Source organism: Thermococcus sp. 2319x1, from assembly GCF_001484685.1.
In the GTDB taxonomy this organism is placed as follows: domain Archaea; phylum Methanobacteriota_B; class Thermococci; order Thermococcales; family Thermococcaceae; genus Thermococcus_A.
Genome location: NZ_CP012200.1, coordinates 288,922 through 313,005, shown reverse-complemented (window position 1 = coordinate 313,005; position 24,084 = coordinate 288,922). Strand labels below are relative to the sequence as shown.

Sequence of the window (24,084 nt, the reverse complement as noted above, 5' to 3'; positions counted from 1 at the left end):
ACCACCTCACTCTACGGTTACAGATTTCGCCAGATTTCTCGGCTTGTCGGGATCGTTACCCCTCAACACAGCCAAGTGATAGGCAAGCAGTTGGAGTGGTACTATATACACTATAGGACTTAAAAGCTCATCTATTTTTGGCATCTTCAAAAAGACTTTGCTAACTTTTTCCAGCTCTTCATTGTCTCCCAAGCTGATTACAAATCCCTTTCTTGCGTTGACTTCCTGTATATTGGAGACCATCTTATCAAACGTCTTTCCGCTTGGGGAAATGGCAACGACTGGAACACCTTCTTCAATCAGAGCTAGGGGGCCGTGCTTAAGTTCTCCGGCAGAAAGACCCTCCGCATGGATATAGCTGATTTCCTTAAGCTTTAGAGCACCCTCAAGAGCTGTTGCAACGCTTATCCCCCGTCCTATGTAGAAGAAATCTCTCCTGTCTATTAGCTCCTCAGCAAGGGATTTTATCTTGTTCTCATATCCAAGCACAGCCTCAATGTACCTCGGAAGCTCCAAAAGCTCAGCTTTGAGTTTCTTAAGGTAATCTTCATCAACTGTATTGAGTACCTTGGCTAGTGCTATTGCAAGCATTGTCAAAACGGTAAGCTGGGTTGTATAGGTTTTTGTTGCCGCTACCCCTATTTCCGGACCTGCATGGGTGTATACTACAAGGTCGCTCAGCCTGGTAGCCATGCTCCCAACAACGTTAACAATGCTTAGAACTTTTGCACCCTTCTTTTTAGCCAATCTTATTGCCGCCAGAGTGTCGGCAGTTTCCCCGCTCTGAGTAATGGCGATTACGAGGGAATTCTCGTCAACTATGTTCTCAAACTCATACCTAAACTCACTCGCTTCTTCAACAAGGACGGGCTTGTTCGCCAGTCTTTGGAAGAGGTATTTCGCGGCAATTCCTGCATGATAAGAAGTCCCCATAGCCACGACAAATATCTTCTCGTATTTGGCTATCTCCTCAGCAACTTTATCTATTGTTTCCAAGTTGCCGTAAATTGCTTCCTTTACAGCCTTTGGCTGTTCATGGATTTCCTTAAGCATGAAGTGCGGGTAACCCTGCTTTTCAGCCATTTCAAGAGTCCAATTAATCTCGTGGATTTCTTTTTTCTTTTCTTTTCCTGTCCCAAGGTCTTTCACCGTAAATGCATCTTTGCTAACCACTGCATACTCTCCATCATCAAGAAACACAACTTTATTCGTGTAAGGTAAAAATGCAGGAATATCGGAGGCAGCAAACATCTCCCCGTTTCCGATTCCAAGGACGAGCGGGCTTTCATTTCTCACAAAATATAGACGTTCCTTATCCTCAGCATACATTATGCCAAGGGCAAACGAGCCTCTAAGCTTCAACAACGCCTTGCGGAGGGCACCTTCGAAGGTAGATGAATCCTTTAAAGCTTCTTCAATTAGATGCGCTATCACCTCTGTATCAGTGTCGCTCTTGAACGTGTGGCCTTTTTTCTCAAGCTCGCTTCTAAGCTCAAGGTAGTTTTCAATTATTCCATTGTGAACAACCGCTATTTTTCCAGTACAATCGGTATGGGGATGGGCGTTGATATCGTTAGGAATCCCATGCGTTGCCCATCTCGTGTGCCCAATTCCCCTGTTGCCGGGCATTTCGTGAAGTTTAAGCTTTTCTTTAAGCTCATCTATTTTCCCGGCTCCCTTTTTTATAAAAAGCTCTCCTTTTTCCGTTACAATCCCAACCGAATCATATCCTCTGTATTCCAATCTTTTAAGACCTTCCACTAAAATTTCAGCGGCTTCCCTGTCTCCAATATACCCGATTATACCGCACATTGCGCTGCCTCCGCTCTTTGTACTGTAAATCGTAATGGTTCAAACCAATTAAAAGGATTTCCATAAAACCCTTAATGCAACCGTTGTGTTTTCCACTCTCTTTTGGTGTTTCTTTTGAGATATTGTTCAAAACACTTTCTTTTGGTTTTTGAGGATTCTGAAAATAACTAAACTCCAGAAAAAAGGAGGTAAAACAAGAGAGGCTTCCAAAAAATCTATATATTTAAAGCGACCCTAATATCTTGGGTGGGCTAATGGATAAAACGCTGGATGAATTCATAAACGGTTCCATTAAAATAAGGGGCGAAAATAAAGCCAAAACCTCCAAGAAAAGGAGACTCAAATCAACCAAACTGGACAATTTTTTACCCGATGAGCACATAAACTATTTTAAAGCCCTTCGCATCGGCTCAAAAAGGATACAGAGAGCAAAAATAGTCGAGATTCAGGAGGATTAATCGAGGGGCTCAGCTATTATCGCTTTGTCTTTGAATTTGAATAGGTAAACCCTCTTCTCTCCCCTTAAGTCCTGCTCGACTCTTCTCCTGAACTGCCAGTATTCCTTCTCAGGAATTGAAATCTTTAGGGTAACCCTGCCATATCCTTCCCTCTTTAAAAACTCGTTTATCCTCACTGGATGGAAGTCGAGAACACTTCTTACGATGTAGCGTCTCTTGAAGTATTCGCTGTTAAGTTCTTCATCACTCGTTGCAACTGCTCTGCGTTTTTCCCGAATGAGCATCCATAAGTTGCCCTTTACGGCATGGAAGAGCTCGTTTATTAACTCAGCATAGTCAATGCTCTGCGGAATTTCATACAAATAATCTTTAACTTCTCCACTCCACTCGACGATGTTTTCAAGATTGGGGTTGCTTTCAAGTCTAACCCCTTTAGGCAGCATAACTGCAGAGCGCTCTGCCTTAGCCAAGGGCTCAAAATAGAAAGTCAGCCTGTTGAGTGTTCCATATAAATCAATGTACTCAAATTCACCTCTCCACGGGACTTTTTCTCTCCTTATCTGAGGTGGGAGATCAAAGATAAAAGCATCGGTTTTGTGCTTATAAGCTTCATAAACTTCAAGAGGACTCGGGAGAAGATCCTCAAGCCTTCTTTCAGGCATCTCCGGAGGTCTTGCGGGATCGGAGAATACTACATCAGCATCTATCTGATCAACAACTTCCTTACTTAAGCTGTTCCCATGAATGAAGGTTATCTTATCTTTAACACCATACTTCTCGGCATTTTTCATTGCGTAGAAGAGCTTTTTCTCATCGATGTCTATAGCATAGGCTTTTTCTGCATATTTCGCGAAGAATATCAGCTGGATTCCAACTCCACAGCTCACATCTGCTATGCTTTTTGGTTTGACTCTCTTTGCCCTATATTCAGCCACAACTTCGTGAGTGGCGTACCTAAGACCTTCCAAGTCCATCCACAGATCGGTTCTTGAGAACTTATCCTTTGCCCTTATCCTTGCCCTCGCTATCTCGATTATCTCGTCAGCATTCTCTTTCGGGAGTCTCGCCCGTATTTTTCTCTCGTCCAGACCTCGCTTTATCATCTCAACAGTCTGCTCAATAAGCGCTTCCATCTCTTCCATTCTCTCACCGTTGTTCCATTTTCGTTCAATTTTTAAAGGTTTACGGGAAAGAATTTAAAGATGTTAAACAAAATTTGGTGGGAGTAGTATGAGCCTTCGAAAAAAACTTTACTTTGTGGCAGTGGTCGCGATAATAATCGGAACCTTCTGGTACTCATATGAAAAAGCCTCAAGCCTAGAACTCCATGATTACATTGGGGATGAGGTATGGTACATCCCAGCAGCCAGGAACGTTCTCCACAAGCTTGGGGTTGAACTCCACTATGTAAACGATACAACGAATTCAGAAGGGGTAAACATAATTGCAAGCGGAGAAATTATTAAGGGACACGTGAAAGTCTCTGCTTTTGGATTTGAATTCACAAGACCTTATACGAGAAACGTAAACCTTCAAACGCCAGCAATTCTCTCAAAGTTGGGAATAAGAGTAGAATTCATACCCTTAAACAAAACCCAAGCCTCTGATTTTGATGAGACCAAGTTTAAAATTGAAACGATAGCGAGAAAATACAACTATACTTATTACAGACCCTATTCCAATTTTGACGGCGTTTACTATGAAATCCCCCGCGAAAACCTCAAAGCCTTCATAGAAGAAGTCAAAAGCATAGAAGGGGTTGAAATCGTAAAGGGTTTCCGCTATCCTGATAAGGAGAACATCCAAAACTACCTGAACACGGAGCATCCATTTTTGGGGAAGGATATAATAATGCTTGGAATGCTGATAGAGGATAAGCCTATCTTCTGGCGTTTGCCGGGGCTGATAGAACACGCTATAATAAACATCCTCGTCTTCTTAGCTGCGTATAAAATCTCAAGGAGTTATCTCGCAGCTTTCATAGCGTTAATATTTTCTGCCTTTGATCCCCTTCTTCACGCAACGTCCCTTGCTGCAATGCTTGATATACACGTGGCGTTCTTCACTGCGGTTTTCATGTACTTCTTGATTTCTGAGAAATACAATTCGAGCGGTATTTCCATAGGCCTCGCTGCAGCCACAAAATTAAACGGTGCCTTTCCCTACCCAGTTTTGCTAATAAAACTCTTAAGGGATAAAATTAGGATTAGGGAGATTCCGCTCTCGGCACTTATTTTACCCGCCTTCGGATTTTTGCTACCTCAGATTACGATAATAAAGGCAATAGGCTTTTTCCCATGGCTTTCTGAGTTCATTGGAAGCTTTGGATGGCATCTCAGTTACAAGGGAGATCATCCAGCGAATTCACCTTTCTGGGAGTGGTTCCTAAGCCTTAAGCCATTTCCCTTTCACTACACCCCAGATATCTTCGCGGCAACGGACCCAATTTTGATGCTCTCCATGGTAGTGTTTATATTCGCAATTCCCTATGCTGCGACAAGAAGAAGAAAGCTTTTGGTGCCTTTTGGGATATTCTGGAGCACAATAGCGTTTTATGCCCTCCAGTGGATTTTAGGTGGAAAAACCCAGTTCAGCTTTTATGCCACTCCGTTAGTTCCTCCGGGAGCGGTGACACTTGGAGTAATGGCATACGACATAATAAAGTGGGAGTACTTCGAGAGGTCTATCAGAATGTACTGGGAGTGGATGAGGGGCATCTCAACGTGGGTAAGGGAAACCTTCGAAAGGGTTAAGGCTTTTTTAAGAAGTCCAAGATAGTGGACTGAGTCTTTTTAGCTTTTAGTTTTTCTTCTATCTTTCTAAGGGTCTCCCAGCTTTTCCTCACTATTGGGGGGAATTCCCCATGAGCCTTGTAATACTCCTCCAGAAACCTCCTTGTAATTGGATCACTTGGATATCCTGAGCCTATCTCCCCATAAACCTCCTTGAGCTTCTCTATTGCCCTGTCACGGGTAACTTTAGCCAGTATTGATGCAGCAGCCACTGGAATATACTTTGAATCTGCCTTATGTTCGGCGATTATCTTCGGAGAGAAGGAAAGTCTTTCACCTATAATGTCGCCAAAGCGCTTCTCCTTGACGTCAGCCGCATCTATGTAGAGCACGTCAGGCTTAACTTTAAGGGAGTTCAACGCTCTGACAAAGTTTTCAATTTCAAGCTCGTTCATCGTCCCATCTCTGCTGTCTATCTCCTCCGGGGAAATCTGGAGGATGACATAATCGTCAACCATCCCTAAAATCTCCTCAAAGAGTTCTTCTCTTCTTCTTGGCGTTAGCTTTTTTGAATCTTTAACCCCCAAAGCTTCAAGCTCCTGCATACGGGATTCATCGACAACAACCGCCGCAATTACAAGAGGTCCTATAACAGGTCCTCTTCCAGCTTCATCTATTCCCCCCAGCTTCATATTTCTACCTCCTCAAGACTAAGAACCCATAGACAATCCCCAGCATTATAGTAGCTATTCCGCTTGGAGGGATGTCTGTTAAGTAAGCCAGCACTATCGAGAGTACCTGCACTAAGAGAGTTAAACCCAAGCTTATTCCAAGAATCTTTCTCAAGTCATTGCTGAGCATCATGGCTATTGTACCCGGCAAAACCGCCACAACCTGAAGGGTTATCAAGCCAACGGTTCTAACTATTAACGCACCAGTAGCGCCCACGAGAGCGTAGAGCAAAGTGAGATAAAACTTTGCATTTCCGGAGTAGGTCTCAAGTCCCTCAGCATCGAAGCTGACGTATAGGAAATCACGGTAAAATGCAAGCATCACAAAGAATATCAAGGCACCCCCCAAGACCAAAAACGTCAAGTCGTTAAGCGTTATCAGAAAAAGCTCCCCCGTTAAATAGGATACTATGCTTTGGGAGAGGGCAAAGTAGGGTCTATTCGCCATAACCCTATACAGAACTCCAAAAGCCAGTACAGTAGAGCCAGCTATAAAGCTCGCTATTACTCCTATTGCAGTGTCACTGCTGAACCCCCTATCTTCGAGGAGAGCTATTAAGATAACAACAAAAATAGTGATTATTAGAGCCACCCACAGAACCAGAGAAAAGTTTGAAAATATCAGCCCGAGTATCATCCCTAAAACAGCCCCAAAGAGCAGGGAGTGGAAGGTTGCGTGGGTAAGAAAAGCTAACCCCTTCATGTTTATCAGGGGACTCAGCATACCCAGTAAAACGCTGACCATTACCCCACCTAAGAGGGCCCTGAGCAAGTACTCGGGGATCAAACTTTTCCCCTCCCGTGAAGGTGAACGTCTCCTATAAAGCAGTACATTCTCTCCCCTACTTTAACCGCTTTGGACAGGGGCCCGTAGACTTTGGTGATAATTTCATCCCTCAGCACTTCTTCCGGAGTTCCAAAGGCTATAAGCCTTTTATTGATGAGCATTACCTTGTCACCTATTTCCGTTAGGGGATTTGGGTCATGGGTGGTTATTATCATTGTCAATCCCATTTCCCGCTTTATTTTTGCAAGGACTGAAACCACCTCCACTCTCGCACTTGGGTCAAGAGCCGATAACGGCTCATCCAAAAGGAGAAGTTGGGGTTTTGAAACGAGTGCTCTGGCCAATAGAACCCTCTGCTTTTGTCCACCGCTAAGCTCTGCAAACCTTTTGTTTTTTATCTCTCCAAGCCCCACAAAGTCCAAAGCTTCTTCAGCTTCTTTTAGGATTGATTTTGGAATATTGAAGTGAATGAGACCCTTTTTGTAAAGGGCCCCCATTGCAACTACTTCAATAGCCTTCAAAGGCACACGTTCGTTTAAAGAATGACTCTGGGGAACATATGAGATTGAATCCTTCACTTCAGTAGGAGGTTTTCCAAAAACAAGAAGCTTGCCTTCATAGGATTTATGAAGCCCTGCAATTGTTCTAAGAAGGCTTGTTTTTCCAGCACCATTTGGACCCAGCAAAAGAAGAGTCTCCCCACTATCCAGCTTGAAGGTTATATCCTCAACTGCTTTATAGTTGTCGTAGTAAATCGTTAGGTTTTCAGCCAGTATCAATTTCTCACCACAATTAGGGTTTCCTAAAAAATTTAAAAAGATTGCGATTAAAGTCCAAATGCTCCTTTAATTCCGTTGATTACAAGCTGAACGGCCATTGAAGCCAGTATAAGACCCATCATTCTTGTGGTAACTCTTATTCCCACTCTACCAAGCTTCCGCTGCACCTTTTCTGCAGACCTAAGCACCAAGTAAACTGAAAGACTTGCCACAAAAATCGCAAGAATAACGGCCATTTTTCCCAGATAGTCGCTGCTCTTTGCCATGTGTATCATCACAGTTGTTATTGAACCCGGACCAGAAATCAAGGGAATTGCCAAGGGGATTATGGCAATCTCGCTTAAACTTACGGCCTCTTCCTCCTCTTCATGGGTTATTTTTATAGTAGAGAGACTACCACTTAGCATTTCCAATGCCATTCTGAAGAGCAAAATTCCTCCTGCAATTGCAAAGGCATCTATTGTGGAGCCAAAGAACTTGAATATCCACTCCCCCAAGAGTGCAAAGGTTACCAAGGTAACAAAAACGGCCGCTGATGTTCTCTTTGCCAGACTGATCCTTGCCTCGCGAGATTTACAGTGCTGGGTAATAGAAAGAAATACCGGAACAGCTCCAATGGGGTTCATCACTGCAAAGAGGGTGCCAAACACATAAAGGAATGTCTTAAAAAACATTTTCACCCACCAAAAATTTTCTCCAGCATCCATTTTTCATCAAAGGGCATTAAATCGTCATATCCTTGACCAACCCCAACAAAAAGTATTGGCGCACCAATGGCGTGGGCTATGCTTAATGCGGCACCTCCCCTTGCATCCGCGTCAAGCTTTGTTAGAACAACTCCGTCAATCCTAACCGCCTCATTAAACTGCCTTGCCTGCTCTATTATTGCATTTCCGGCAAGAGCATCTCCTACGAATATAACCAGATCCGGCTTTGTAACCCTGACTATTTTTTTCATTTCATCCATGAGATTTCTGTTAAGCTCGTTTCTTCCGGCTGTATCAACTAAAACCACGTCGATTCCTCTCGCTTTTGCATGCTCTATGGCATCGTAAGCCACAGCAGCTGGATCAGATTTGTAACCGTGTTTGATGAGCTTAACACCAATTCTCTTCGCATGTTCCTCCACCTGCTCTATTGCTCCCGCCCTAAAGGTATCGCTAGCGGCTATAACAACGCTTAAACCATTTTTCTTAAGCCAGCTGGCAAGCTTAGCTATTGTAGTGGTTTTTCCACTTCCGTTAAAGCCAACAAAAACTATCACGAACGGCTTTTCTTTTTTTGATTTGACCATCCCTAAGAGGTCTATGTGTCTTTCGGGTGTTAGAACTTCAAGAACAGCCTCTTTAACAGCTTTTTCTACAATCTCCCTCTTGTTTGTGCCTATTTTAACCTTTTGTCCAACAAGCTTCTGTTTTATTTTTTCCTTAAGCTCATCTACAACTTCTAAAGCCACATCCGCCTCTAAGAGCTCCAGCTCAAGATCCCAGAGTGCATTCTCAACGTCTTTTTCACTTATTTCAGTCTGAGCAACCTTATCAACAAATGAGCTTAATTTTTCCTTGAGTTTCCCAAACATTTGCCCTCACCGGGGTTATGATCACCAAACGAATTTATAAATATGAGCCTCAGCGATAGCTGGTTACATCACCCTTCAGTTCCGAAACCGTTCTTCATCGGCTACTACCTCTTATGCTCCACAGTTTAAGGGCTTTTTGATATGTCGACCAAAGAAAATATAAAAGACGAACAACAAACCAGAAGAGGGGGAACAAATTGATCAGGGCTTTTGTGAATGGGAAAATTTACATCTCTTTTAAACCGCTCAAGGTTGCAGAAGCCATTGTGGTAGCCAACGAGAAGGTTATTTACGCAGGAAAGAGCGAAAAAGTCCAAAAAATTGCCAAAGAGCTTGGAGGAGAAGTAGTAGATTTGGGCGGAAAAACTGTTCTGCCGGGATTCATAGATTCCCACATTCATCTAAACTCCCTTGGACAATCCTTGAAAATGCTCAATTTAAAGGGAACAAGAAGTATAGAGGAGTTGAAAGAAAAACTTAAAGATTACGCCGCCAAAACAAGCACAAGCTGGATTCTTGGCTTTGGATGGGATCAGGAAGAACTCGGAAGATACCCCACAAGAGCAGATTTGGATGAAGCTGTCGATGACAAACCGGTTCTTTTGTATAGAACATGCTTCCATGCTGCTGTGCTGAACACGAAGGCTATAGAAATTGTAGGTTTGGAAAAGGATGAAGACGTAGACCTTGAAACCGGGATAATAAGAGAAAACGCCCTAGAAAAGGTGAGAGATGTTATCAGCAAAACTTTAACGTTCGACGACTACAAACACTTTATCGAAGAGGGGGCCAAGTTCGTTCTTTCTCAGGGCGTAACGGCTGTTGGCTTCGTGAGTGTGAATAATAAAAGCCTCAGAGCACTTTTGGAGCTTGACAGCGAAGGGAGGCTTCCCATTAGAGTGTTTGTATACCTAAATCCCTCCCTCCTAAAGGAGTTGAAGAACCTTGGCCTTACCAGAGGGGTCGGGAGCGAGAGGGTAAAGATCATGGGAATAAAAGTTCTTGCGGATGGAAGCCTCGGCGCTCGGACAGCATGGCTTTCCAAGCCCTATGCAGACGCCCCTATGACTGGGCATCCCAACATAAGCAAGGAAGAGCTTGAAGAGATAGTAAGAGAAGCCCATAAGCTGAATCTCCAGATGGCAGTCCATGCAATAGGCGATAAAACCACCGATATGGTCTTAGACGTTTATGAAAAGTTCAGAGGAGAGAGGAACCGTATAGAACACGCATCAATTTTGAGGGAAGATCAGATAAAAAGGATGAAAGAACTCGGGGTTGTTGCCTCGGTTCAGCCGAGGTTCGTAATAAGCGACTGGTGGGCAGTGAAGAGGGTCGGAAAAGAGAGGGCAAAATGGATTTACCCCTTCAAGAGCATGCTTGAGCAAATTGTGATAGGCTTTGGAACTGATGCCCCAATAGAGCCCGTAAATCCATGGGAAACAATCTACGCTGCAGTTACTAGGGGAAAATTTGAGAATGTTGAGACCTATCACTATACAAAAGACGAACGCCTATCCATAGAGGAAAGCCTCCACGGCTACACATATGGCTCAGCTTACATAATGCATGCCGAAAATGAACTTGGAAGCCTTGAAGAGGGCAAATTCGGGGACTTCATTGTAGTGGACAGAGACCCGTTTGAAGTTGAAGAGAAAGAACTGAAGAACATAAAAGTTCTGGAAGTCTACGTAGGAGGCTCAAAGTGTTATTAACTCCCTTTCAGCTTTTGTAAGCCTTTTTCCTTTTTTCTCCACCACCACATCGTCTTCTATTCTCACGCCTCCGAGATTGGGGATGTAAATGCCCGGCTCAATGGTAAACGTCATGCCGCGCTCAAGAATCCGCTCATTTGTTTGGCTTATATAGGGCTCTTCATGCACTTCAAGACCAATTCCGTGTCCCGTTCTGTGAACGAAGTAGTTACCATAACCTTTCTCGAATATATGCTCTCTCGCTGCTTTGTCAACTTCCTTTGCCTTTATTCCTTCGCGGACGCTCTGAAAAGCTCTTTCTTGAGCTTCTTTGACAATTTCATAGATTTCTTTGAGCTTTTCATTCGGGTGGCCTACAGCTATGGTTCTCGTAATATCGGAACAGTAACCTTTGTACCTTGCCCCGAAGTCAAGTATCACGAAGTCTCCGGACCTTATTTTCCTATTACCCGGCGTATGATGAGGATTTGCAGCGTTTTTTCCGGAAGCTACTATAGGAGAGAAAGAGACACCGTCTGCCAGTTCCCTAATGAGAAACTCAATTTCCAGAGCAACCTGCTTTTCACTCTTCCCAATCAATTCCCTGCTTATTATTTCGTAGAAAACTTTATCTGCAATTTCAGCGGCTTTCTTCATCAGGCTTAGTTCCTTTTCGTCTTTACGCATTCTTAGTTCTCTTGCAACAACGCTCAGCGGATAGAAAGTGTAATCTTTCAAAAGCCGCTCAATGTGGATTAGAAAGCTTGCTCTCATCGTATCTTCCACCAGAATCTTACCGCCCTTCAAATTCAGAGAAGCCAATACTCTTTCAAGGATTTCATAGGGGTTCTCCTCGTCACTCCAGAATACTGAATTTTCCCACTCAACTTCATTTTCATAAAGCTTGGGTGCTATTAGAACGCTTTCTCCTTCTTTATTGACTACAAGGAGAAAAAGCCTTTCTTCAGTTGCTTGAGGGCTCATTCCGGTCAGATAATAGAGGTTGCTGCCGGGAGTTATTAATGCACCCTCGTAATTATACTCCATAAGGAATCTTAGGAATTTCTCCATTCTATTCACGTATACCACCATAAAGAAGCTTGCGAGCAAAATTTATAAGGTCTCTCCCAAAAAGTTCCTTGGATGCCCCGGTGGCCTAGTCTGGATAGGGCGCGAGGCTGCGGACCTCGAGGTCCGGGGTTCAAATCCCCGCCGGGGCGCCATATATTTGTTCTCGAACAACCCGCACTTAAAAAGTAAACCAAAAATTTTTAAATAACTCCTTGTAATTAAAATACAGAACGTTTCTCACCCATCAGAACACAGCACTGTTTTGACGGAGGTGATAGCGGTGATAGAGGATGCACTTATACTCTACCTGCTCACCAATGCAAAAACTAAACAAGATGGGAGAAAGAAAAGGAGATTCCTCTCTTTTTGACCCCCAAATTTCGAAAAGCTTAAATACCTCTTTTAGTAAATTAAAGTTAGAAAAATTAAGGGGGGTGGTGGAATGACATACGTGGCAGTGTTGGCGAACATCAATGGAAACCTCCCCGCCCTCGTAAGAGCCCTCGGAAGAATTGAGGAGCTTAAGGAAGAAGGTTATGAGATTGAAAAATACTACATCCTCGGAAACATAGTTGGATTGTTCCCCTATCCAGAGGAAGTTCTCGATGTTCTCGATGATCTGGTGAAAAACAACCATGTAAAGGTAATCCGCGGAGAATTCGACCAGATAATAGCTATGAGTGACCCACACGCTGAAGGGCCAGAGTATATTAATGAACTTGCACTCGAGCCATACGTAAAAGAGGCATTAAAATACACCTGGGAGAAGCTTGGCCATGAAGGAAGGGAGTTCATAAGAGATTTGCCTATATATCTTGTTGACAAAATCGGCAAGAACGACATTTTCGGGGTCTATGGAAGCCCATTAAACCCCTTCGAGGGCAAGGTTCTTCCAGAACAGCCCACCTCATATTACGAAGCCGTCATGAGACCGGTAAAAGACTACGAACTTCTATTAGTAGCATCACCAAAACTTCCCCTTAATGCCATGACGAGGTACGGAAGGGTAGTATGCCCCGGCAGCATTGGATTCCCAGCAGGAAAAGAGCACAAGGCAACTTTTGCCCTCATAAATGTTGACAATCTGCACACGAAATTCGTAGAAGTTGAATATGACAAGAAAATCATAGAGGACAAAATCAAAGCAGAAGGATTGCCAGAGGAGCTCATTAAAATCCTCTATCACGGAAAAGTTTAAAGAGCTTGAACACCCTTTTTATTTCTTTTCTGAATATTCCAACGTATACTACAAAAGCCAACAGCAAGAGGGCTTTTGATAGGAATACCGTGAACTGCAGTAAAACAGCCACAACAAATTGGGCATAAGAGGCGAACGAAACCCCCAGCTTCTTGTTTGCCACGATTGATGTGCCAATTAATATCGAGAGGTATCCCAAAAAGAGCCCGAAAACAGTTCCATATTCTTCAAAGGAAGTTATCAAAAGCAACCAAGCAACGAGAGAAAACATAGCGCCCAAGAGTGCAATGATAGTCCCTTCTTTCACATACCTTGTTGAATTCAGTGCCACTATGCTGGGATTATAGGCAATATACGTTTCCACAGCTACAAGAGTTAGGTAGAACTCACTGCCCAGACTAAACCCAAAAAAGAACGACAAAATCTCCCTACCAACAAGTAGAAGAAGAAAGACCATCAAAGCCACCAAAAGGGATAGCAACTTTGTGGATTCCTCGGCAAGCCACTTTACATATTCCATCTCATCTTTCCCATATTTATAGGAATACAGAGGCATTATGGCTGATTGAAACACCTGGGGCATGTACGTCAACAAAAATGCCGCAGAGAGTGAGGCAGAAACAACACCGGCGACTCTGGGAGAAGCAAGCCTCTCGCTTAGAAAATACGGAGCCTGAACAAGAAAAACTCCCGAAATTGTCCCAAGGAATGCAAAGCTGGAATATCCTAGGAGGATTTTAAAGGTCTCAGAGGTAGGTTTTCCAAAGAGCTTTTCTTTAAGGAGATACAAAAACCCGAAGAGGGTTACACCAGAAAGAAGGCCGATATAGGGCAGATAGTAGTTTTCCGACAGAAATCCTCCAATAAATAGCACAAACGCTCCCAGCATTGCATAGGCATAAATCTCACCCCGATGGAGACCATAAATAAAGCTACGAAACGTTAACTGAAGCGCCCTTAAAACCGCCAGAAAAGCCAAATAAAAGTTAAAGGGAATCAAAATCAAGCCAATAAAAGGAAAAGAAAATCCCAACGTTGCCATGGATTTTATTTTTTCTATTTCCCCTTTTCCCAGAAACTCGGAGGCATATTTCCCCAAAGCAACGGCAAAAAAGCTTAACGGAATGGCCAGTAAAAATGCCTGTGATATCAGCGAATTCACCTTTCCCAGAACTTCAATGCCAAATCTTCTTGAGATAACTATGCTGTAGACAAGCCTGCTGAGACCGAAGAGGACAAGAGCCACTATACTCGCTATTGAATGCCGTAACATGACCTTCTTCTCGTAACTCATGAAAGAAAAATAAATAAAGCGGAATTTAACCTTTGCGGAACCCTAAATAGAAGCCTGCAACAAATGCCCCAGTCCCCGGTAAAATCCCCACTACTTTATCGGCCAAAGTTAAAGTTGATGCAGTTGCGCTTTCTGCAAGGTTGAAGAGAGCATCGGTGTTTACTGTTATAACCCCCTTTTGCTGAAGCCAGAAGAGACTCAGCAGATATACGCCTATCAAGGTAAGCACTATTTTTATGAACTTTTTAAGCGCATAGCCCGTTATAAAGCCAACAACGGCTCCAATTCCCATATCTCCCATTATTCCACCGAAGTCAAGGTTCATGGTAGCTCACCATTTGTCTTTGAGTTTTTGCAGTTAAAACCCTTTTGCTTTTGGATTTTATAGCGGCAAAATGTTTAAATTATATGAAAACCCAATATTTATAAGCATAAAAGTTTTAAGGATGACAATATGTATCATCGAGGGTGATATATATGACAACCCCCATGGAGAGACTCAAGGAGAAGATAACAAAGGAAGTTCTGTGGGTTTACATACTGAGATTGCTAAAAGACAGGCCTATGTATGCATATGAACTCAAAAATGAGATAAGAGAGAGATTCGGATTTGAACCTGCCACGGTAAGCAGCTATGTGGTGCTTTACAAGCTTGAACACGATGGATACGTAACTTCAGAATGGCACGAAAGCGAAACCGGAAAACCCTCGAGGAAATACTACAAGCTTACAGAAAAAGGGGAAAAACTCCTCGAAGAGGGAATAAAATTTATAGAAGAAATATTAAACAAGCTTAAGTACCTCTAACGTCCTGCTCCTCCTCTTGGTTCTTTAGCTTTTGGCCTTAGTCCCTTGTATCCGCACTTCCTGCACTTCTCTGCTCTCCATGGGTTAGTGGCACCGCACCTCATGCAGATGTACTTCCTAAATATTCTTGCCTCAGCTTCAGGAAACCTTGCCATTTTAATCCCTCCATGATCTTGACTGTGTTCACTTACAAGCATTTCTTTTTAAGCTTTACCTTTTTTGAATTACCGAAAGCTTTTTATTCGAACTTTGCTCTTTCACTTATGAGCGGGGGTGCCCGAGCCTGGCCAAAGGGGCCGGACTTAAGATCCGGTGCCGTAGGGCTACGCGGGTTCGAATCCCGTCCCCCGCACCACCTTTGTAAAATCCGCTTTCTTCTAAAAAGCTTTAGATTCAAAACTGCCGGGCCTTCAGATAGGAGTTTTATAAGTTCAGTTCCAAGAACTATTCTAACAAATTCTCCCTTAGGGATTTTGGCGCTTCCGGATGTAAGGAGGATGAAGTTTAATAAGTTCAAGGTATAAACTAAAAATATTCGCAAAAAGCTTTTTATAGTCCCATAACTATCCGCACATATGGTGAATTATTCCAATTTTTAATTTTAGGAATGTTCATACGACGAAATTCACAGGGGAGTGGGAAACATGGAGATTTTTGAGAGAGACGTTTTCAATCAGCTTAGAAAAATAAGAAGAGGGGAGGACATTCTGGTGGAATACACCTCTTCGGAACCAATCCATCTAATATTCCGCATCGTCATTAACTATGCAAAGCAGAGCAACACTAAGGTGCTCCTTATAGATGTACTTGACCAGCTCCACATCTTAAAGGCCCACCTTGAACTTGCAGGTATTGACCCGTCTTTTATAGAAAACCTGCCAGTAATTAAGTTTGGCGGAATTATGAAAACGGGCAAAATCCTCAAGAGGATAGAGCTAAAAAGTGAGATCCCCGTGTGGAGAGAGCAGTATCTGGAAGCTCTCAAGGAGTTCCAAAGAGAAGAAGAGAGTGAATTCGCTATAAGAATTGTTGTGGGGATAGAGAAGCTTATAAAGCTCTATGAAGATGACCCCAGAGCACTGGAAACGTTTTTCGGAACAATAATACGACCTTTCCTTGGGGATGAGAAGAGAGTGCTGGTAACGTTGGTTAACACATCCCTCCTAAACGAAAAAATTCTCCAAGAGTTTAGAGAGCACTCAAGCAGAAGCTTCCTCGTTCAGCTATCAGAAAAGAGGATAAACTTCCAAGTAGTAAGGTCAGTTGATTTCGAGGACTATGGAAAAACCTCCAGCATCGAAGCCCAAGAGCTCCAAGATTCTCTAATTAAATTAAAAAGGGATTAAAGCTTCCTCAAACTTGGGAACCAGTATTTTTTACCTTTTTTCTCTTTCTCTTCATCCCATTCGTGTAGAATTTTGACAGCTTCACTTGCAACCAATGCCGCCTCCCTTTCTCCGGCTTTTCCAAACTCATTGGTTATTCTATTTGCAAAGACCGCACAGACACAGCCTGCTCTAAGACCATAGATGTTCGCGAGGGTGTAAAGTGTAGCAGCTTCCATCTCAAAGTTCGTAACTTTAGCCTGCCTCAAATCCTCTATGAGGTGCTTTGCAAAGCTCGGGAAATAGCCGTTCAATCCGGGCCTTGCTTGGCCCACATAAAAGCTGTCAGTAGAGGCCGTGATTCCAACGTGGTAGCTAACCCCCAATGTTTCCGCAGCTTCGATTAAGGCCAAGGTAACCTCAATATCGGCACTTGCTGGATATTCAACTCTAACATACTGCTTCGACGTCCCTTCAAGTCTAACAGCTGCTTTCGCTATTATCAAATCACCAATCTCTATCCCGGGCTGGATTGCTCCCGTCGAGCCTACCCTAATGAAAGTGTCGGCACCTATTGCTGCTAATTCCTCTATTGCTATTGCCGTTGAAGGCCCTCCTATTCCCGTTGAGGTTACGCTTATAGGAACGCCTTTATACTTACCCGTGTGGGTTCTGTACTCCCTGTGGAATGCTATTTCCTTTGCTTCATCCCAGAGGGAACTTATCTTGGGAACCCTCTCAGGATCGCCCGGGAGGAGAACGTAGCGGGCAACATCACCGGGCTTACAGGCTATGTGGTATTGGTACCCCTCTTCCGTTTGAGGCCTATCAGCGGGCATAAACTTTTTCATTTCTCCCACCTCTACATGGATTTTGGGAAAGTGATATATAAACGAAATCCCTACTGCAAAGGGTGAGGAGATGTTAAAGTGTCTGAGATGCGGAAGGACTTATGAAGGCTTTAAAATTATGTGCGAATGCGGAGGAGTTCTTGAATACATCGGGGAAAAAGAAGGTAGTTTTAGAGGGTTGCTGAGAGGAGAATTCCTGGACGTAAGGAGGTACCTCAGTTTTTTACCCCTAAAAGAGGAGTTTTTGCCAAAGTTGACTCTTCCAATAACTCCAATAGTTGGGAGAAAAATCGAAGGGATCAACGTTTTCTTCAAGCTTGAATACCTGATGCCCAGCGGCTCCTTCAAGGACAGGGGTACTTATGTGACCGTTGCAAAACTGAAGGAAGAAGGCATAAGGGAGGTAACACTTGACTCTTCCGGAAATGCAGCGTTAAGCTTGGCGCTCTTCGCAAAAAGTGAAGGGCTAAAAGCCCATATCTTCATTCCAAAACACACAAGCGAAGGAAAAAAGAGGCTTCTAAAACTATTAGAGGCGGAGGTTCATGAGGTTGAGGGATCACGAATGGAAGTGCACGAAAGGGCAAAGGGTTTTCGGAAAGGGATGTATATATCTCACTGGTACAACCCCTACTTCATCGAAGGCACAAAAACAATAGCTTATGAGGTTTATGAGCAGATAGGAAGTGTGGACTACACGTTAGCAGCTACTGGAAGTGGGACTCTATTTTTGGGACTCTATAAGGGGTTTAAAGATTTAGAAAAGCTTGGAAGAACAAAAATTCCAAGAATGATTGCCGTCCAAGGGAGAGGATATGAAAGCCTGTGCAAGAGAAGTAAAGAAAAAAGCAGACTTGCAGAAGGGATAGCCATTCCAGAACCTCCCAGAAGAAGGCAGATGCTCAAAGTCCTAAAAGAGAGCGATGGAGCATGTGTTTCTGTGGGAGATGAAGAGATAGTGGAGGCTATAAAAGAACTTATTTCTATGGGCTTTTTAGTCGAACCAACGTCAGCAACAGCCTACGCTGCATTTAAGTTGCTCTTAGGGGATGGTTATTTTGAAAAAGGCACAAAAGTCCTCATTCCCCTTACCGGTTCTGGGCTGAAAAGCGTTTAATGGAGCCGGGAGGGGGATTTGAACCCCCGTAAAGCGGATCTGCAGTCCGCCGCCTCACCTCTAGGCTATCCCGGCATTTTACCCGAAGAAGATATTTTGGCGCCGCGGCGGGGATTTGAACCCCGGAGGGACTATGCCCACCGGCTTAGCAGGCCGGCGCCCTACCAGGCTAGGCTACCGCGGCACGTCCAACATTAAGGAGTTTGGGAGGGTATTTAAATCTTTCGCAAAGGGAAACGCCGAGGATAGGTATAAATACCTCCGCCCTCTATTTAAAACCGATGGAGTTCTTTAACTCAAAACTCTGTGCCCTATGCAAAGGAAGAAAGTTGCTTTGTGGAAGGCCCACATGCCCGATTCTCGAACGATTTAGGGTAGCCAAGAATGTGGAGCAGAAGATAAACCGCAGAGAGATCTTCGGCTCCTCTCCTCCCAGCATATTTGTTGGCGAATACGGCTACCCCAAAGTCCGTATCGGACCCCTTGTTCCTCCAATAGAGGGAAACACTTCCCACCTCGACAGTCCTCTAAAATGGGAGAACAAAACAATAAGGGATATCCTCTACTATCGCTCCCTTCTTGTCATGGGGGAGATGAAGGCTGATGTCAACGTGAGAAAAAGCGAAAGAATCCTTGAAGAGGTTCAGGAGCTGGCAATGAGCATAAGACCCGTGGACAGTGAGATTCTCCTCAAGAAGAGACCAGTTCTAAAAGTTCTCCCAAGTGAATTTGCTCCCCCAATAGGGCCAAAGGCAGAACTTCTCGACTTTGAGCTCACGGAAAACCCAAAAATACCGAGGAAAACGGACTACATAGTTAGTGATGAACTAAAAGCCGAACAGGCAATAATGAGACTCTACAGCTGGGGCTTTGATGAGTACTACATAATAAGACTCCTCTCTGCAGGACTTTTGGGCATTAACAGAAAGCTCGTTCCGACAAGGTGGAGCATCACAGCTGTGCAGGATACTATAGGTAAAAAACTAAGGAAAGAAATCCTCCATTATGAACCTATAAACGATTTTGAGCTCTACTTTTACGAATTCTTGGGGAACAGGTATGCTGTGCTTCTAATGCCCGAAACTTACGCCTTTGAACTTTTAGAGGTCTGGCTTAAGGGCTCTCTGTTTGGAAGCGACGAACCGGAAGTTATCCATGACTATGAGGACTTTTGCGGTATCAAGGGCTACGCTGAAGAGACCACTGGGGCGTATTATGCCGCCCGTTTGAGCGTTCTTGAAAGTCTCAGGAGAAGAAGAAGGCAGGCGAGAATAATAGTGTTCAGGGAAGTAACCCCAAAGTACTACGCTCCTGTGGGCGTGTGGCAAATAAGGGTGGGGGTAAAGAAAGCCATGGAGAGCCCAGTAGGGAGATTTAACACGCTTCAGGAAGCCTTCAATGAACTAAGAAAGTTCCTTGAGCTAAAGCTTGAGAAATATATAGAAAAAAGCTGGATTTTGCGAACGAGAAAGCAGAGGACACTCGACTATTACCTTTTCCATATAACCCAAAAGGAGCGGCAACATCAATAACAATTCTTTCAATCTAGCATTCTAAACTTAAACTTTTTAACCAATCTCCCGTAGCTTAGTCTATGAGAAAAAAACTCGCGCTCATAAGCATCGACGGCAATGGGGTTTACAATTTAAAACACATGCCATTTTTAAGTGAGCTGGCGGAGGAGGGGTTCTTTGAAGTTGTGGAGTCGATATTCCCAACGCTTACGGATTTAGTTCATACGAGTGTAGTTACCGGAGTTCCTCCATGGATTCACGGCGTTGTTGAAAATGGTTATTATGACAGGATAGCCGACAGAAAGGTGAATTTTTACGACTATGAGGTAGCTTTTAATCCGCACAAAGTTATAAAGGCAAGAACTGTGATTGATATTCTCAGGGAAAAGGGAATAAGGAGTGCTTCAGTTAGCGGTTATACAATGCCTCCCTTCAGTGGTACCCACGTTAGGATCTTCCCCCCGTTTTTCAGCGACGATGACCTCTATAGGCAACACGGAAGAGATTGGAGGAAAGATAAATGGGTTTTAAATTCCGCCCTTTACCTCTATGAAGAGTGCAAACCGGATTTGCTTTTAGTTCACTTCTGCTCGATTGATGGTATGCAACACGATTATGCTCCCTTAAGCCATGAAGCCATGAAAGCCGTTGAAACGGTGGATATAGCATTAAACGTTTTGTGGGAAAGGCTTAATGACGAATACGCATTTATAATCTTTGCAGACCATGGACAGGAAAAAGTCCACACGTGGATAAACCTCAGGGCTTATCTCAAAAAACACGGTATTGAAACACTGAGGGTCTCATCTGGAGGGGGAGTGCACGTTTATCTAAAAGACCCAAAAGAAGCAGAGGAGGCGTATTCACTATTAAAGAGAGCCTCCGGTGTAAAGTACGTCTTTTTTAGAGAGGATTTGCCACACCTAAATACCCCAAACAGCGGAGAAATTATAGTCTCGGCCAAGGAAGGCTACTGGTTCTGCTCTCATAGGTTTTGTAATGGAATTAAAGGCAAAAGTTACTGGGTAAAGGGGATGCATGGATCAATGAACGAGCCAGTGATGAGAGTACCTCTTATCCTCTGGGGGTTTGAGGATGTGGACACTGAAAATGCCAGCCTCTACGATATTGCACCCACAATCTTGAAGTTCTTTGGAGTTGAGAAGCCTGAAGATATGGTAGGGAAAAGTTTAATTAAATAGCGTGGGGGCTCTGCTCTGAAGGAATTAAAAGATACAAAGGAGAGACCGTGCTTAACATACAATTGAAAAAGAAATAAAAGAGCTCACCTTGAGGACTGTGCAATCCTCTCGATTTCTTCCTTCTTGCTGTATGCGAAGCTCTTTGTATCCTTGTTTGCCGCGGCTATTATTTCCTCTGCCAAAGCCTGGGCATAGCTAATCTTGTTGCGGTAACACTTTGCTGAGGCACCGAGGGCGATGTTTCTCAAGGCAACATCAAGCCTTCTCAGTGGAGAGATATCAACTGCAATGTGGTATCTAACTCCACCGAACATGACGTTTGTGGTGTCTTCCCTTGGGGCGGAGTTTTCGATTGCCTTAACAAGAACTTGAATTGGGTTCTGCTTTGTTCTCTGTTCAATGATCTTGAAAGCCTCTTTTACGACCTCATAAGCCTTCGTCTTCTTGCTCATCAATGAGCGGTGTTCTCTTCTCATGAAGTGCCCGCCGATTTTGTAGCTTGAAGCACCGCTTCTCATTACCTTGTTTATTAGCCTCTCAACAATATGCACATTTGCCTTACCAAACTGCTTCTTAGCATACCTTCCGTGGCTGTGGGGAAGAATCCTTGGTTCGAGATTAATGTAAGGTCTGAGCGATGGGTCCTCAACGACTACCTCCTCAACACTCCATCTCCCGAAAACCTTGAAATCCTTTGGGATAAAAAATCTCTCTTCTAATGGTTTGGCCATGAGCATCACCTTCTTGGCTTTTCTTTTCTACCCTTAACTATCTCTTTAAGGGAAGTCTTGTTAACGATGACAACCTTGTACCTAATTCCTGGAATGTCACCCATGGATCCACCCTTTGGACCGCCAATCCCCTCTATGATGACCTCATCGTGTTCGTCAATGTGCTTGATAGCACCGTCACCGGGGGTGAAAGCGGTAACCACTTTACCGTTCTTGATGAGCTGAACCCTAACCGCTTTTCTCATACCTGAGTTTGGCTGCTTAGCTTCAACCGCAATCTTTTCAAGGACAATTCCCCTCGCCTGTGGTGCACCTTCAAGTGGATCGCTCTTCTCCTTGAGCCTAAGTACCCTTCTCTTGTAGGTTATGTCGCTCCACCTAAACTTCTTTCTCTTGAGTTTGAGCTTTCTTCCAGCAAATTCACCGTGAGGAGCCTTTTTTCCAGCCATGATCATCACCTCAAATTACCACAACTTCCTCAATCCCGTGATGCCTCTCCATTAATTCTTTGACGAGGTTTATGTTTTGCCCCCCTCTACCTATCGCCCGGGGCTTATCCCTTTGATTCACGTCAAGGAGGACAACTTTTTTTCCATCTTTCTTTTCAGTTATGTGGACTTTTTTAATCTTTACGCCCATTGTTTTATAAATGTTCTTGAGGAATTCTTCCGGATTCTCCGAATGTTCTATGAGCTCAATGTCCTTTCCCAACATCCCCTGTATCCTTTTAACGTTGCTGCCTCCTTTGCCTAATGCCAAGCCCATCTCTCCCTTCTTGATGACGAATATTAAGCGATTCCTCGATGAGTCGATCAAGCAATCGAGCACTGTTGCTCCTGTAAAGCTCTCAAAGAGTGCTATATACTTTATCTGCTCGGTGTTTAGCTTGAGTGGCATGCTCACTTACCTCCAGCCAGTGCCAGTATTTTGCTCTCTCCAGGTTCTACTATTGCCAGTGATGCAATTACAAAGGGCTTACCGAGCATTGTGCCTAACTCAACGCTTGTCCCCTCGAACTCATAAACTGGAATATTGCTGAGCTTTGCATAGTAGTTGATGTCATCCTTAAGCTCTTTTGGTGCGTTTTTGGCTATGATGATGAGCTTTGCACCCCCGACCTTGGCAAGCCTAACTGTTTCGTTTGAACCAATGATAACCTTTCCTGTTTCAAGGGCTTTTCTAAGCTCAAATGCCAGATCCATTACCTACACCTCCCTACTCTTCTATGGATTTTTAATCGGTAACTTCATTGTCAGTCTAACGATACCCGTTCCAACCGGAACGGGCTGACCGATTAATACGTTTTCGACCACACCGTTGAGGGGATCGACTTCTCCCCTTTCAGCAGCTTGGAGTAAGTGTTGAACGGTAATCTCGAATGCAGCTCTAGCGAGCACACTCGCCTTTGTACCAACCACACCATGCCTTCCAATGGGTCTCACAACGCCATCAAGGGTCATCATATCAGCGACGAGCATGATATGCCTGACGTCTACTTCAAGACCCTGCTCCTGCATCGTCCTTGTTATTTCTTCGATAATAGCATTTCTTGCAGCTTCAATGCCAAGCACTTCGGCTATTTCGTGGATATTGTTCGTCCTTGTTCTTGTTGGATCAACGCCCGGAACCTTGAGCACCTGTCTAAAGTTTGATCCCTCTGTGTATATGACGTACTCATCCCCCTCTTTCCTGATAATTGTTTTTCCTACGCCTGACAGTCCTTTTAGACGATGCTTTTTAACTTTATCGGCGAGTCTTCTCAACGTTGAAACACCCTTAATCTTTTTCATTCTGATTATCAATGTGTTTCCATCAACCTCTATTTCTGCCGACTTGAATGAACGTTCAAGCTTTGCCTGAATCTTCTCCATCGTTAAACCGCTTTTCTCAAGGCGCTCCGGGTCAACATCAACCACGAATTCCATGTTGAGTATATCAAGAGTCATGCTTCTGGCAAGGCTTTCGAGGGTTGTTCCCTCAATTCTCCTTGCAACTTCACGGGCCTTTTCTGAGTCGTATCTATGCTCCTCATCGAGATAAACGGTCATAATTGGAGTTGATGGGTTCTTTCTTGCATCAACGATTTCAATGATTCTTGGGAGACCAAGGGTAACGTTAATCTCAGCAACACCCGCATAGTGGAAGGTGTTGAGTGTCATCTGTGTAGAGGGCTCTCCAATCGACTGGGCGGTAACAGTCCCCACAGCCTCTCCGGGTTCTATTAGAGCTTTTTCGTATTCGGCCACAACCTCATCAATTATTGCCTCAATTTCTGCCTTTTTCAGCTTGTACTTCTCGTTATAAATGAGGAGCTTCTCCAAGAGCTCTTCCTTAAGTCTCTCCGGCAGATTGGAGGCTTTGCTCTCTAAAAGCTTTTTAATAGTTGAACTTGATGTCATAAC

The 24,084-nt window shown here is 43.9% G+C and carries 26 protein-coding genes and 4 tRNA genes; 11 read left to right on the top strand and 19 right to left on the bottom strand.

Annotated features, from left to right (window positions below; all coding sequences use genetic code 11):
• Positions 1-6 precede the first annotated feature (6 nt).
• Positions 7-1,812: a glutamine--fructose-6-phosphate transaminase (isomerizing) gene (glmS, locus tag ADU37_RS01715; RefSeq protein ID WP_058945996.1), complete on the bottom strand. Its 1,806-nt coding sequence runs from the start codon at positions 1,810-1,812 to the stop codon at positions 7-9.
• Positions 1,813-2,066: 254 nt separating this feature from the next.
• Between glmS and ADU37_RS01710 the strand changes: the two genes are divergently transcribed.
• On the top strand, positions 2,067-2,270 hold the full coding sequence (locus ADU37_RS01710; RefSeq protein WP_058945995.1) for a PCNA-inhibitor: 204 nt from the start codon (positions 2,067-2,069) through the stop codon (positions 2,268-2,270).
• Here ADU37_RS01710 and ADU37_RS01705 read toward each other — a convergent pair.
• Complete coding sequence (locus ADU37_RS01705) at positions 2,267-3,412, bottom strand: 50S ribosomal protein L11 methyltransferase (protein WP_058945994.1); 1,146 nt, start codon at positions 3,410-3,412, stop codon at positions 2,267-2,269. The genes ADU37_RS01710 and ADU37_RS01705 overlap by 4 nt on opposite strands.
• Positions 3,413-3,500: 88 nt before the next feature.
• Here ADU37_RS01705 and ADU37_RS01700 point away from each other — a divergent pair, with 88 nt between their 5' ends.
• Complete coding sequence (locus ADU37_RS01700) at positions 3,501-5,048, top strand: phospholipid carrier-dependent glycosyltransferase (protein WP_058945993.1); 1,548 nt, start codon at positions 3,501-3,503, stop codon at positions 5,046-5,048.
• Here ADU37_RS01700 and rnhB read toward each other — a convergent pair.
• Genes rnhB through ftsY form a run of 5 tightly spaced genes read right to left on the bottom strand, consistent with a single transcriptional unit; the run spans position 5,020 to position 8,878 of the window.
• Positions 5,020-5,694 (bottom strand): ribonuclease HII, encoded by a 675-nt coding sequence (gene rnhB / locus ADU37_RS01695; protein ID WP_058945992.1) that lies wholly within the window; start codon positions 5,692-5,694, stop codon positions 5,020-5,022. The genes ADU37_RS01700 and rnhB overlap by 29 nt on opposite strands.
• A 4-nt stretch (positions 5,695-5,698) precedes the next feature.
• Entirely contained in the window at positions 5,699-6,520 is an 822-nt protein-coding gene (locus tag ADU37_RS01690; RefSeq protein WP_058945991.1) for a metal ABC transporter permease, read from the bottom strand.
• The gene (locus ADU37_RS01685; protein WP_058945990.1) at positions 6,517-7,299 is read right to left on the bottom strand and encodes a metal ABC transporter ATP-binding protein; all 783 of its coding nucleotides are present in this window, start codon (positions 7,297-7,299) and stop codon (positions 6,517-6,519) included. Before ADU37_RS01685 ends, ADU37_RS01690 begins: the two co-directional genes overlap by 4 nt.
• A 47-nt stretch (positions 7,300-7,346) precedes the next feature.
• Positions 7,347-7,973 carry a neutral amino acid NAAT transporter SnatA gene (gene snatA / locus ADU37_RS01680; RefSeq protein ID WP_058945989.1) on the bottom strand — a complete coding sequence of 209 codons (627 nt, stop codon included), beginning with the start codon at positions 7,971-7,973 and terminating at the stop codon, positions 7,347-7,349.
• Positions 7,974-7,975: 2 nt separating this feature from the next.
• Complete coding sequence (gene ftsY / locus ADU37_RS01675; protein ID WP_058945988.1) at positions 7,976-8,878, bottom strand: signal recognition particle-docking protein FtsY; 903 nt, start codon at positions 8,876-8,878, stop codon at positions 7,976-7,978.
• 197 nt (positions 8,879-9,075) lie between these two features.
• Here ftsY and ADU37_RS01670 point away from each other — a divergent pair, with 197 nt between their 5' ends.
• On the top strand, positions 9,076-10,593 hold the full coding sequence (locus ADU37_RS01670; protein ID WP_058945987.1) for an amidohydrolase: 1,518 nt from the start codon (positions 9,076-9,078) through the stop codon (positions 10,591-10,593).
• Here the strand turns inward: ADU37_RS01670 and ADU37_RS01665 are convergent.
• On the bottom strand, positions 10,579-11,664 hold the full coding sequence (locus tag ADU37_RS01665) for an aminopeptidase P family protein (protein WP_058945986.1): 1,086 nt from the start codon (positions 11,662-11,664) through the stop codon (positions 10,579-10,581). The two genes, ADU37_RS01670 and ADU37_RS01665, sit on opposite strands and share 15 nt — an antisense overlap.
• Positions 11,665-11,717: 53 nt before the next feature.
• Here ADU37_RS01665 and ADU37_RS01660 point away from each other — a divergent pair.
• Positions 11,718-11,795: transfer RNA gene (locus tag ADU37_RS01660), tRNA-Arg, on the top strand.
• 290 nt (positions 11,796-12,085) lie between these two features.
• On the top strand, positions 12,086-12,841 hold the full coding sequence (locus tag ADU37_RS01655) for a metallophosphoesterase (protein WP_058945985.1): 756 nt from the start codon (positions 12,086-12,088) through the stop codon (positions 12,839-12,841).
• Here ADU37_RS01655 and ADU37_RS01650 read toward each other — a convergent pair.
• Positions 12,813-14,135, bottom strand: coding sequence for a hypothetical protein (locus ADU37_RS01650; RefSeq protein WP_058945984.1), 1,323 nt, complete (start codon positions 14,133-14,135; stop codon positions 12,813-12,815). The two genes, ADU37_RS01655 and ADU37_RS01650, sit on opposite strands and share 29 nt — an antisense overlap.
• A gap of 25 nt (positions 14,136-14,160) precedes the next feature.
• Complete coding sequence (locus ADU37_RS01645) at positions 14,161-14,460, bottom strand: FUN14 domain-containing protein (protein ID WP_058945983.1); 300 nt, start codon at positions 14,458-14,460, stop codon at positions 14,161-14,163.
• 152 nt (positions 14,461-14,612) lie between these two features.
• On the opposite strand from ADU37_RS01645, the gene ADU37_RS01640 reads away from it, so the two are divergent.
• Positions 14,613-14,942, top strand: a complete 330-nt coding sequence (locus ADU37_RS01640; protein ID WP_058945982.1) for a PadR family transcriptional regulator — start codon at positions 14,613-14,615, stop codon at positions 14,940-14,942.
• Here the strand turns inward: ADU37_RS01640 and ADU37_RS01635 are convergent.
• On the bottom strand, positions 14,939-15,097 hold the full coding sequence (locus ADU37_RS01635) for a 50S ribosomal protein L40e (RefSeq protein WP_058945981.1): 159 nt from the start codon (positions 15,095-15,097) through the stop codon (positions 14,939-14,941). The genes ADU37_RS01640 and ADU37_RS01635 overlap by 4 nt on opposite strands.
• Positions 15,098-15,209: 112 nt before the next feature.
• Here ADU37_RS01635 and ADU37_RS01630 point away from each other — a divergent pair.
• Both ADU37_RS01630 and ADU37_RS01625 read left to right on the top strand, forming a co-directional pair.
• Positions 15,210-15,297 (top strand) — tRNA-Leu (locus ADU37_RS01630).
• 289 nt (positions 15,298-15,586) lie between these two features.
• Positions 15,587-16,288: a DUF257 family protein gene (locus tag ADU37_RS01625; RefSeq protein ID WP_058945980.1), complete on the top strand. Its 702-nt coding sequence runs from the start codon at positions 15,587-15,589 to the stop codon at positions 16,286-16,288.
• Here ADU37_RS01625 and udp read toward each other — a convergent pair.
• The gene (udp, locus tag ADU37_RS01620; protein WP_058945979.1) at positions 16,285-17,118 is read right to left on the bottom strand and encodes a uridine phosphorylase; all 834 of its coding nucleotides are present in this window, start codon (positions 17,116-17,118) and stop codon (positions 16,285-16,287) included. The two genes, ADU37_RS01625 and udp, sit on opposite strands and share 4 nt — an antisense overlap.
• Before the next feature lie 70 nt (positions 17,119-17,188).
• Between udp and ADU37_RS01615 the strand changes: the two genes are divergently transcribed.
• Positions 17,189-18,235, top strand: a complete 1,047-nt coding sequence (locus ADU37_RS01615; protein WP_058945978.1) for a pyridoxal-phosphate dependent enzyme — start codon at positions 17,189-17,191, stop codon at positions 18,233-18,235.
• Here the strand turns inward: ADU37_RS01615 and ADU37_RS01610 are convergent.
• Together ADU37_RS01610 and ADU37_RS01605 are read right to left on the bottom strand one after the other, a co-directional pair.
• A tRNA-Cys gene (locus ADU37_RS01610) sits at positions 18,236-18,310 on the bottom strand.
• A gap of 22 nt (positions 18,311-18,332) precedes the next feature.
• A tRNA-Ser gene (locus ADU37_RS01605) sits at positions 18,333-18,419 on the bottom strand.
• Positions 18,420-18,516: 97 nt separating this feature from the next.
• Between ADU37_RS01605 and ADU37_RS01600 the strand changes: the two genes are divergently transcribed.
• Positions 18,517-19,767, top strand: a complete 1,251-nt coding sequence (locus ADU37_RS01600) for an Nre family DNA repair protein (RefSeq protein WP_058947599.1) — start codon at positions 18,517-18,519, stop codon at positions 19,765-19,767.
• A 62-nt stretch (positions 19,768-19,829) separates the two neighbouring features.
• Positions 19,830-20,951, top strand: a complete 1,122-nt coding sequence (locus ADU37_RS01595; RefSeq protein WP_058945977.1) for an alkaline phosphatase family protein — start codon at positions 19,830-19,832, stop codon at positions 20,949-20,951.
• Between the two features lie 83 nt (positions 20,952-21,034).
• On the opposite strand, the gene rpsG is transcribed toward ADU37_RS01595, so the two are convergent.
• From rpsG to rpoA2, 5 genes are read right to left on the bottom strand one after another with little or no spacing between them, the layout of a single operon-like run.
• A complete protein-coding gene (gene rpsG, locus ADU37_RS01590) occupies positions 21,035-21,682 on the bottom strand; it encodes a 30S ribosomal protein S7 (protein ID WP_058945976.1) in 648 nt (215 codons plus the stop codon).
• A gap of 5 nt (positions 21,683-21,687) precedes the next feature.
• Entirely contained in the window at positions 21,688-22,131 is a 444-nt protein-coding gene (locus ADU37_RS01585) for a 30S ribosomal protein S12 (RefSeq protein WP_058945975.1), read from the bottom strand.
• Positions 22,132-22,141: 10 nt separating this feature from the next.
• On the bottom strand, positions 22,142-22,579 hold the full coding sequence (locus ADU37_RS01580; RefSeq protein ID WP_058945974.1) for a NusA-like transcription termination signal-binding factor: 438 nt from the start codon (positions 22,577-22,579) through the stop codon (positions 22,142-22,144).
• Between the two features lie 2 nt (positions 22,580-22,581).
• Positions 22,582-22,884, bottom strand: coding sequence for a 50S ribosomal protein L30e (locus ADU37_RS01575; RefSeq protein ID WP_004068065.1), 303 nt, complete (start codon positions 22,882-22,884; stop codon positions 22,582-22,584).
• 21 nt (positions 22,885-22,905) lie between these two features.
• On the bottom strand, positions 22,906-24,081 hold the full coding sequence (rpoA2, locus tag ADU37_RS01570) for a DNA-directed RNA polymerase subunit A'' (RefSeq protein WP_058945973.1): 1,176 nt from the start codon (positions 24,079-24,081) through the stop codon (positions 22,906-22,908).
• Positions 24,082-24,084 lie beyond the last annotated feature (3 nt).

Bases quoted from the DNA above. Each gene is read 5' to 3' on its own strand.
- ADU37_RS01595 (WP_058945977.1), top strand. From the start codon at position 19,830: ATGAGAAAAAAACTCGCGCTCATAAGCATCGACGGCAATGGGGTTTAC.
- ADU37_RS01645 (WP_058945983.1), bottom strand. From the start codon at position 14,460: ATGAACCTTGACTTCGGTGGAATAATGGGAGATATGGGAATTGGAGCC.
- ADU37_RS01625 (WP_058945980.1), top strand. From the start codon at position 15,587: ATGGAGATTTTTGAGAGAGACGTTTTCAATCAGCTTAGAAAAATAAGA.
- ADU37_RS01705 (WP_058945994.1), bottom strand. From the start codon at position 3,412: ATGGAAGAGATGGAAGCGCTTATTGAGCAGACTGTTGAGATGATAAAG.
- ADU37_RS01575 (WP_004068065.1), bottom strand. From the start codon at position 22,884: ATGGATCTGGCATTTGAGCTTAGAAAAGCCCTTGAAACAGGAAAGGTT.
- ADU37_RS01665 (WP_058945986.1), bottom strand. From the start codon at position 11,664: ATGGTGGTATACGTGAATAGAATGGAGAAATTCCTAAGATTCCTTATG.
- ADU37_RS01635 (WP_058945981.1), bottom strand. From the start codon at position 15,097: ATGGCAAGGTTTCCTGAAGCTGAGGCAAGAATATTTAGGAAGTACATC.
- ftsY (WP_058945988.1), bottom strand. From the start codon at position 8,878: ATGTTTGGGAAACTCAAGGAAAAATTAAGCTCATTTGTTGATAAGGTT.
- ADU37_RS01655 (WP_058945985.1), top strand. From the start codon at position 12,086: ATGACATACGTGGCAGTGTTGGCGAACATCAATGGAAACCTCCCCGCC.
- rnhB (WP_058945992.1), bottom strand. From the start codon at position 5,694: ATGAAGCTGGGGGGAATAGATGAAGCTGGAAGAGGACCTGTTATAGGA.
- ADU37_RS01585 (WP_058945975.1), bottom strand. From the start codon at position 22,131: ATGGCTGGAAAAAAGGCTCCTCACGGTGAATTTGCTGGAAGAAAGCTC.
- rpsG (WP_058945976.1), bottom strand. From the start codon at position 21,682: ATGGCCAAACCATTAGAAGAGAGATTTTTTATCCCAAAGGATTTCAAG.
- ADU37_RS01600 (WP_058947599.1), top strand. From the start codon at position 18,517: ATGGAGTTCTTTAACTCAAAACTCTGTGCCCTATGCAAAGGAAGAAAG.
- rpoA2 (WP_058945973.1), bottom strand. From the start codon at position 24,081: ATGACATCAAGTTCAACTATTAAAAAGCTTTTAGAGAGCAAAGCCTCC.
- ADU37_RS01710 (WP_058945995.1), top strand. From the start codon at position 2,067: ATGGATAAAACGCTGGATGAATTCATAAACGGTTCCATTAAAATAAGG.
- udp (WP_058945979.1), bottom strand. From the start codon at position 17,118: ATGAAAAAGTTTATGCCCGCTGATAGGCCTCAAACGGAAGAGGGGTAC.
- ADU37_RS01580 (WP_058945974.1), bottom strand. From the start codon at position 22,579: ATGCCACTCAAGCTAAACACCGAGCAGATAAAGTATATAGCACTCTTT.
- ADU37_RS01650 (WP_058945984.1), bottom strand. From the start codon at position 14,135: ATGAGTTACGAGAAGAAGGTCATGTTACGGCATTCAATAGCGAGTATA.
- ADU37_RS01700 (WP_058945993.1), top strand. From the start codon at position 3,501: ATGAGCCTTCGAAAAAAACTTTACTTTGTGGCAGTGGTCGCGATAATA.
- ADU37_RS01640 (WP_058945982.1), top strand. From the start codon at position 14,613: ATGACAACCCCCATGGAGAGACTCAAGGAGAAGATAACAAAGGAAGTT.
- glmS (WP_058945996.1), bottom strand. From the start codon at position 1,812: ATGTGCGGTATAATCGGGTATATTGGAGACAGGGAAGCCGCTGAAATT.
- snatA (WP_058945989.1), bottom strand. From the start codon at position 7,973: ATGTTTTTTAAGACATTCCTTTATGTGTTTGGCACCCTCTTTGCAGTG.
- ADU37_RS01615 (WP_058945978.1), top strand. From the start codon at position 17,189: ATGTTAAAGTGTCTGAGATGCGGAAGGACTTATGAAGGCTTTAAAATT.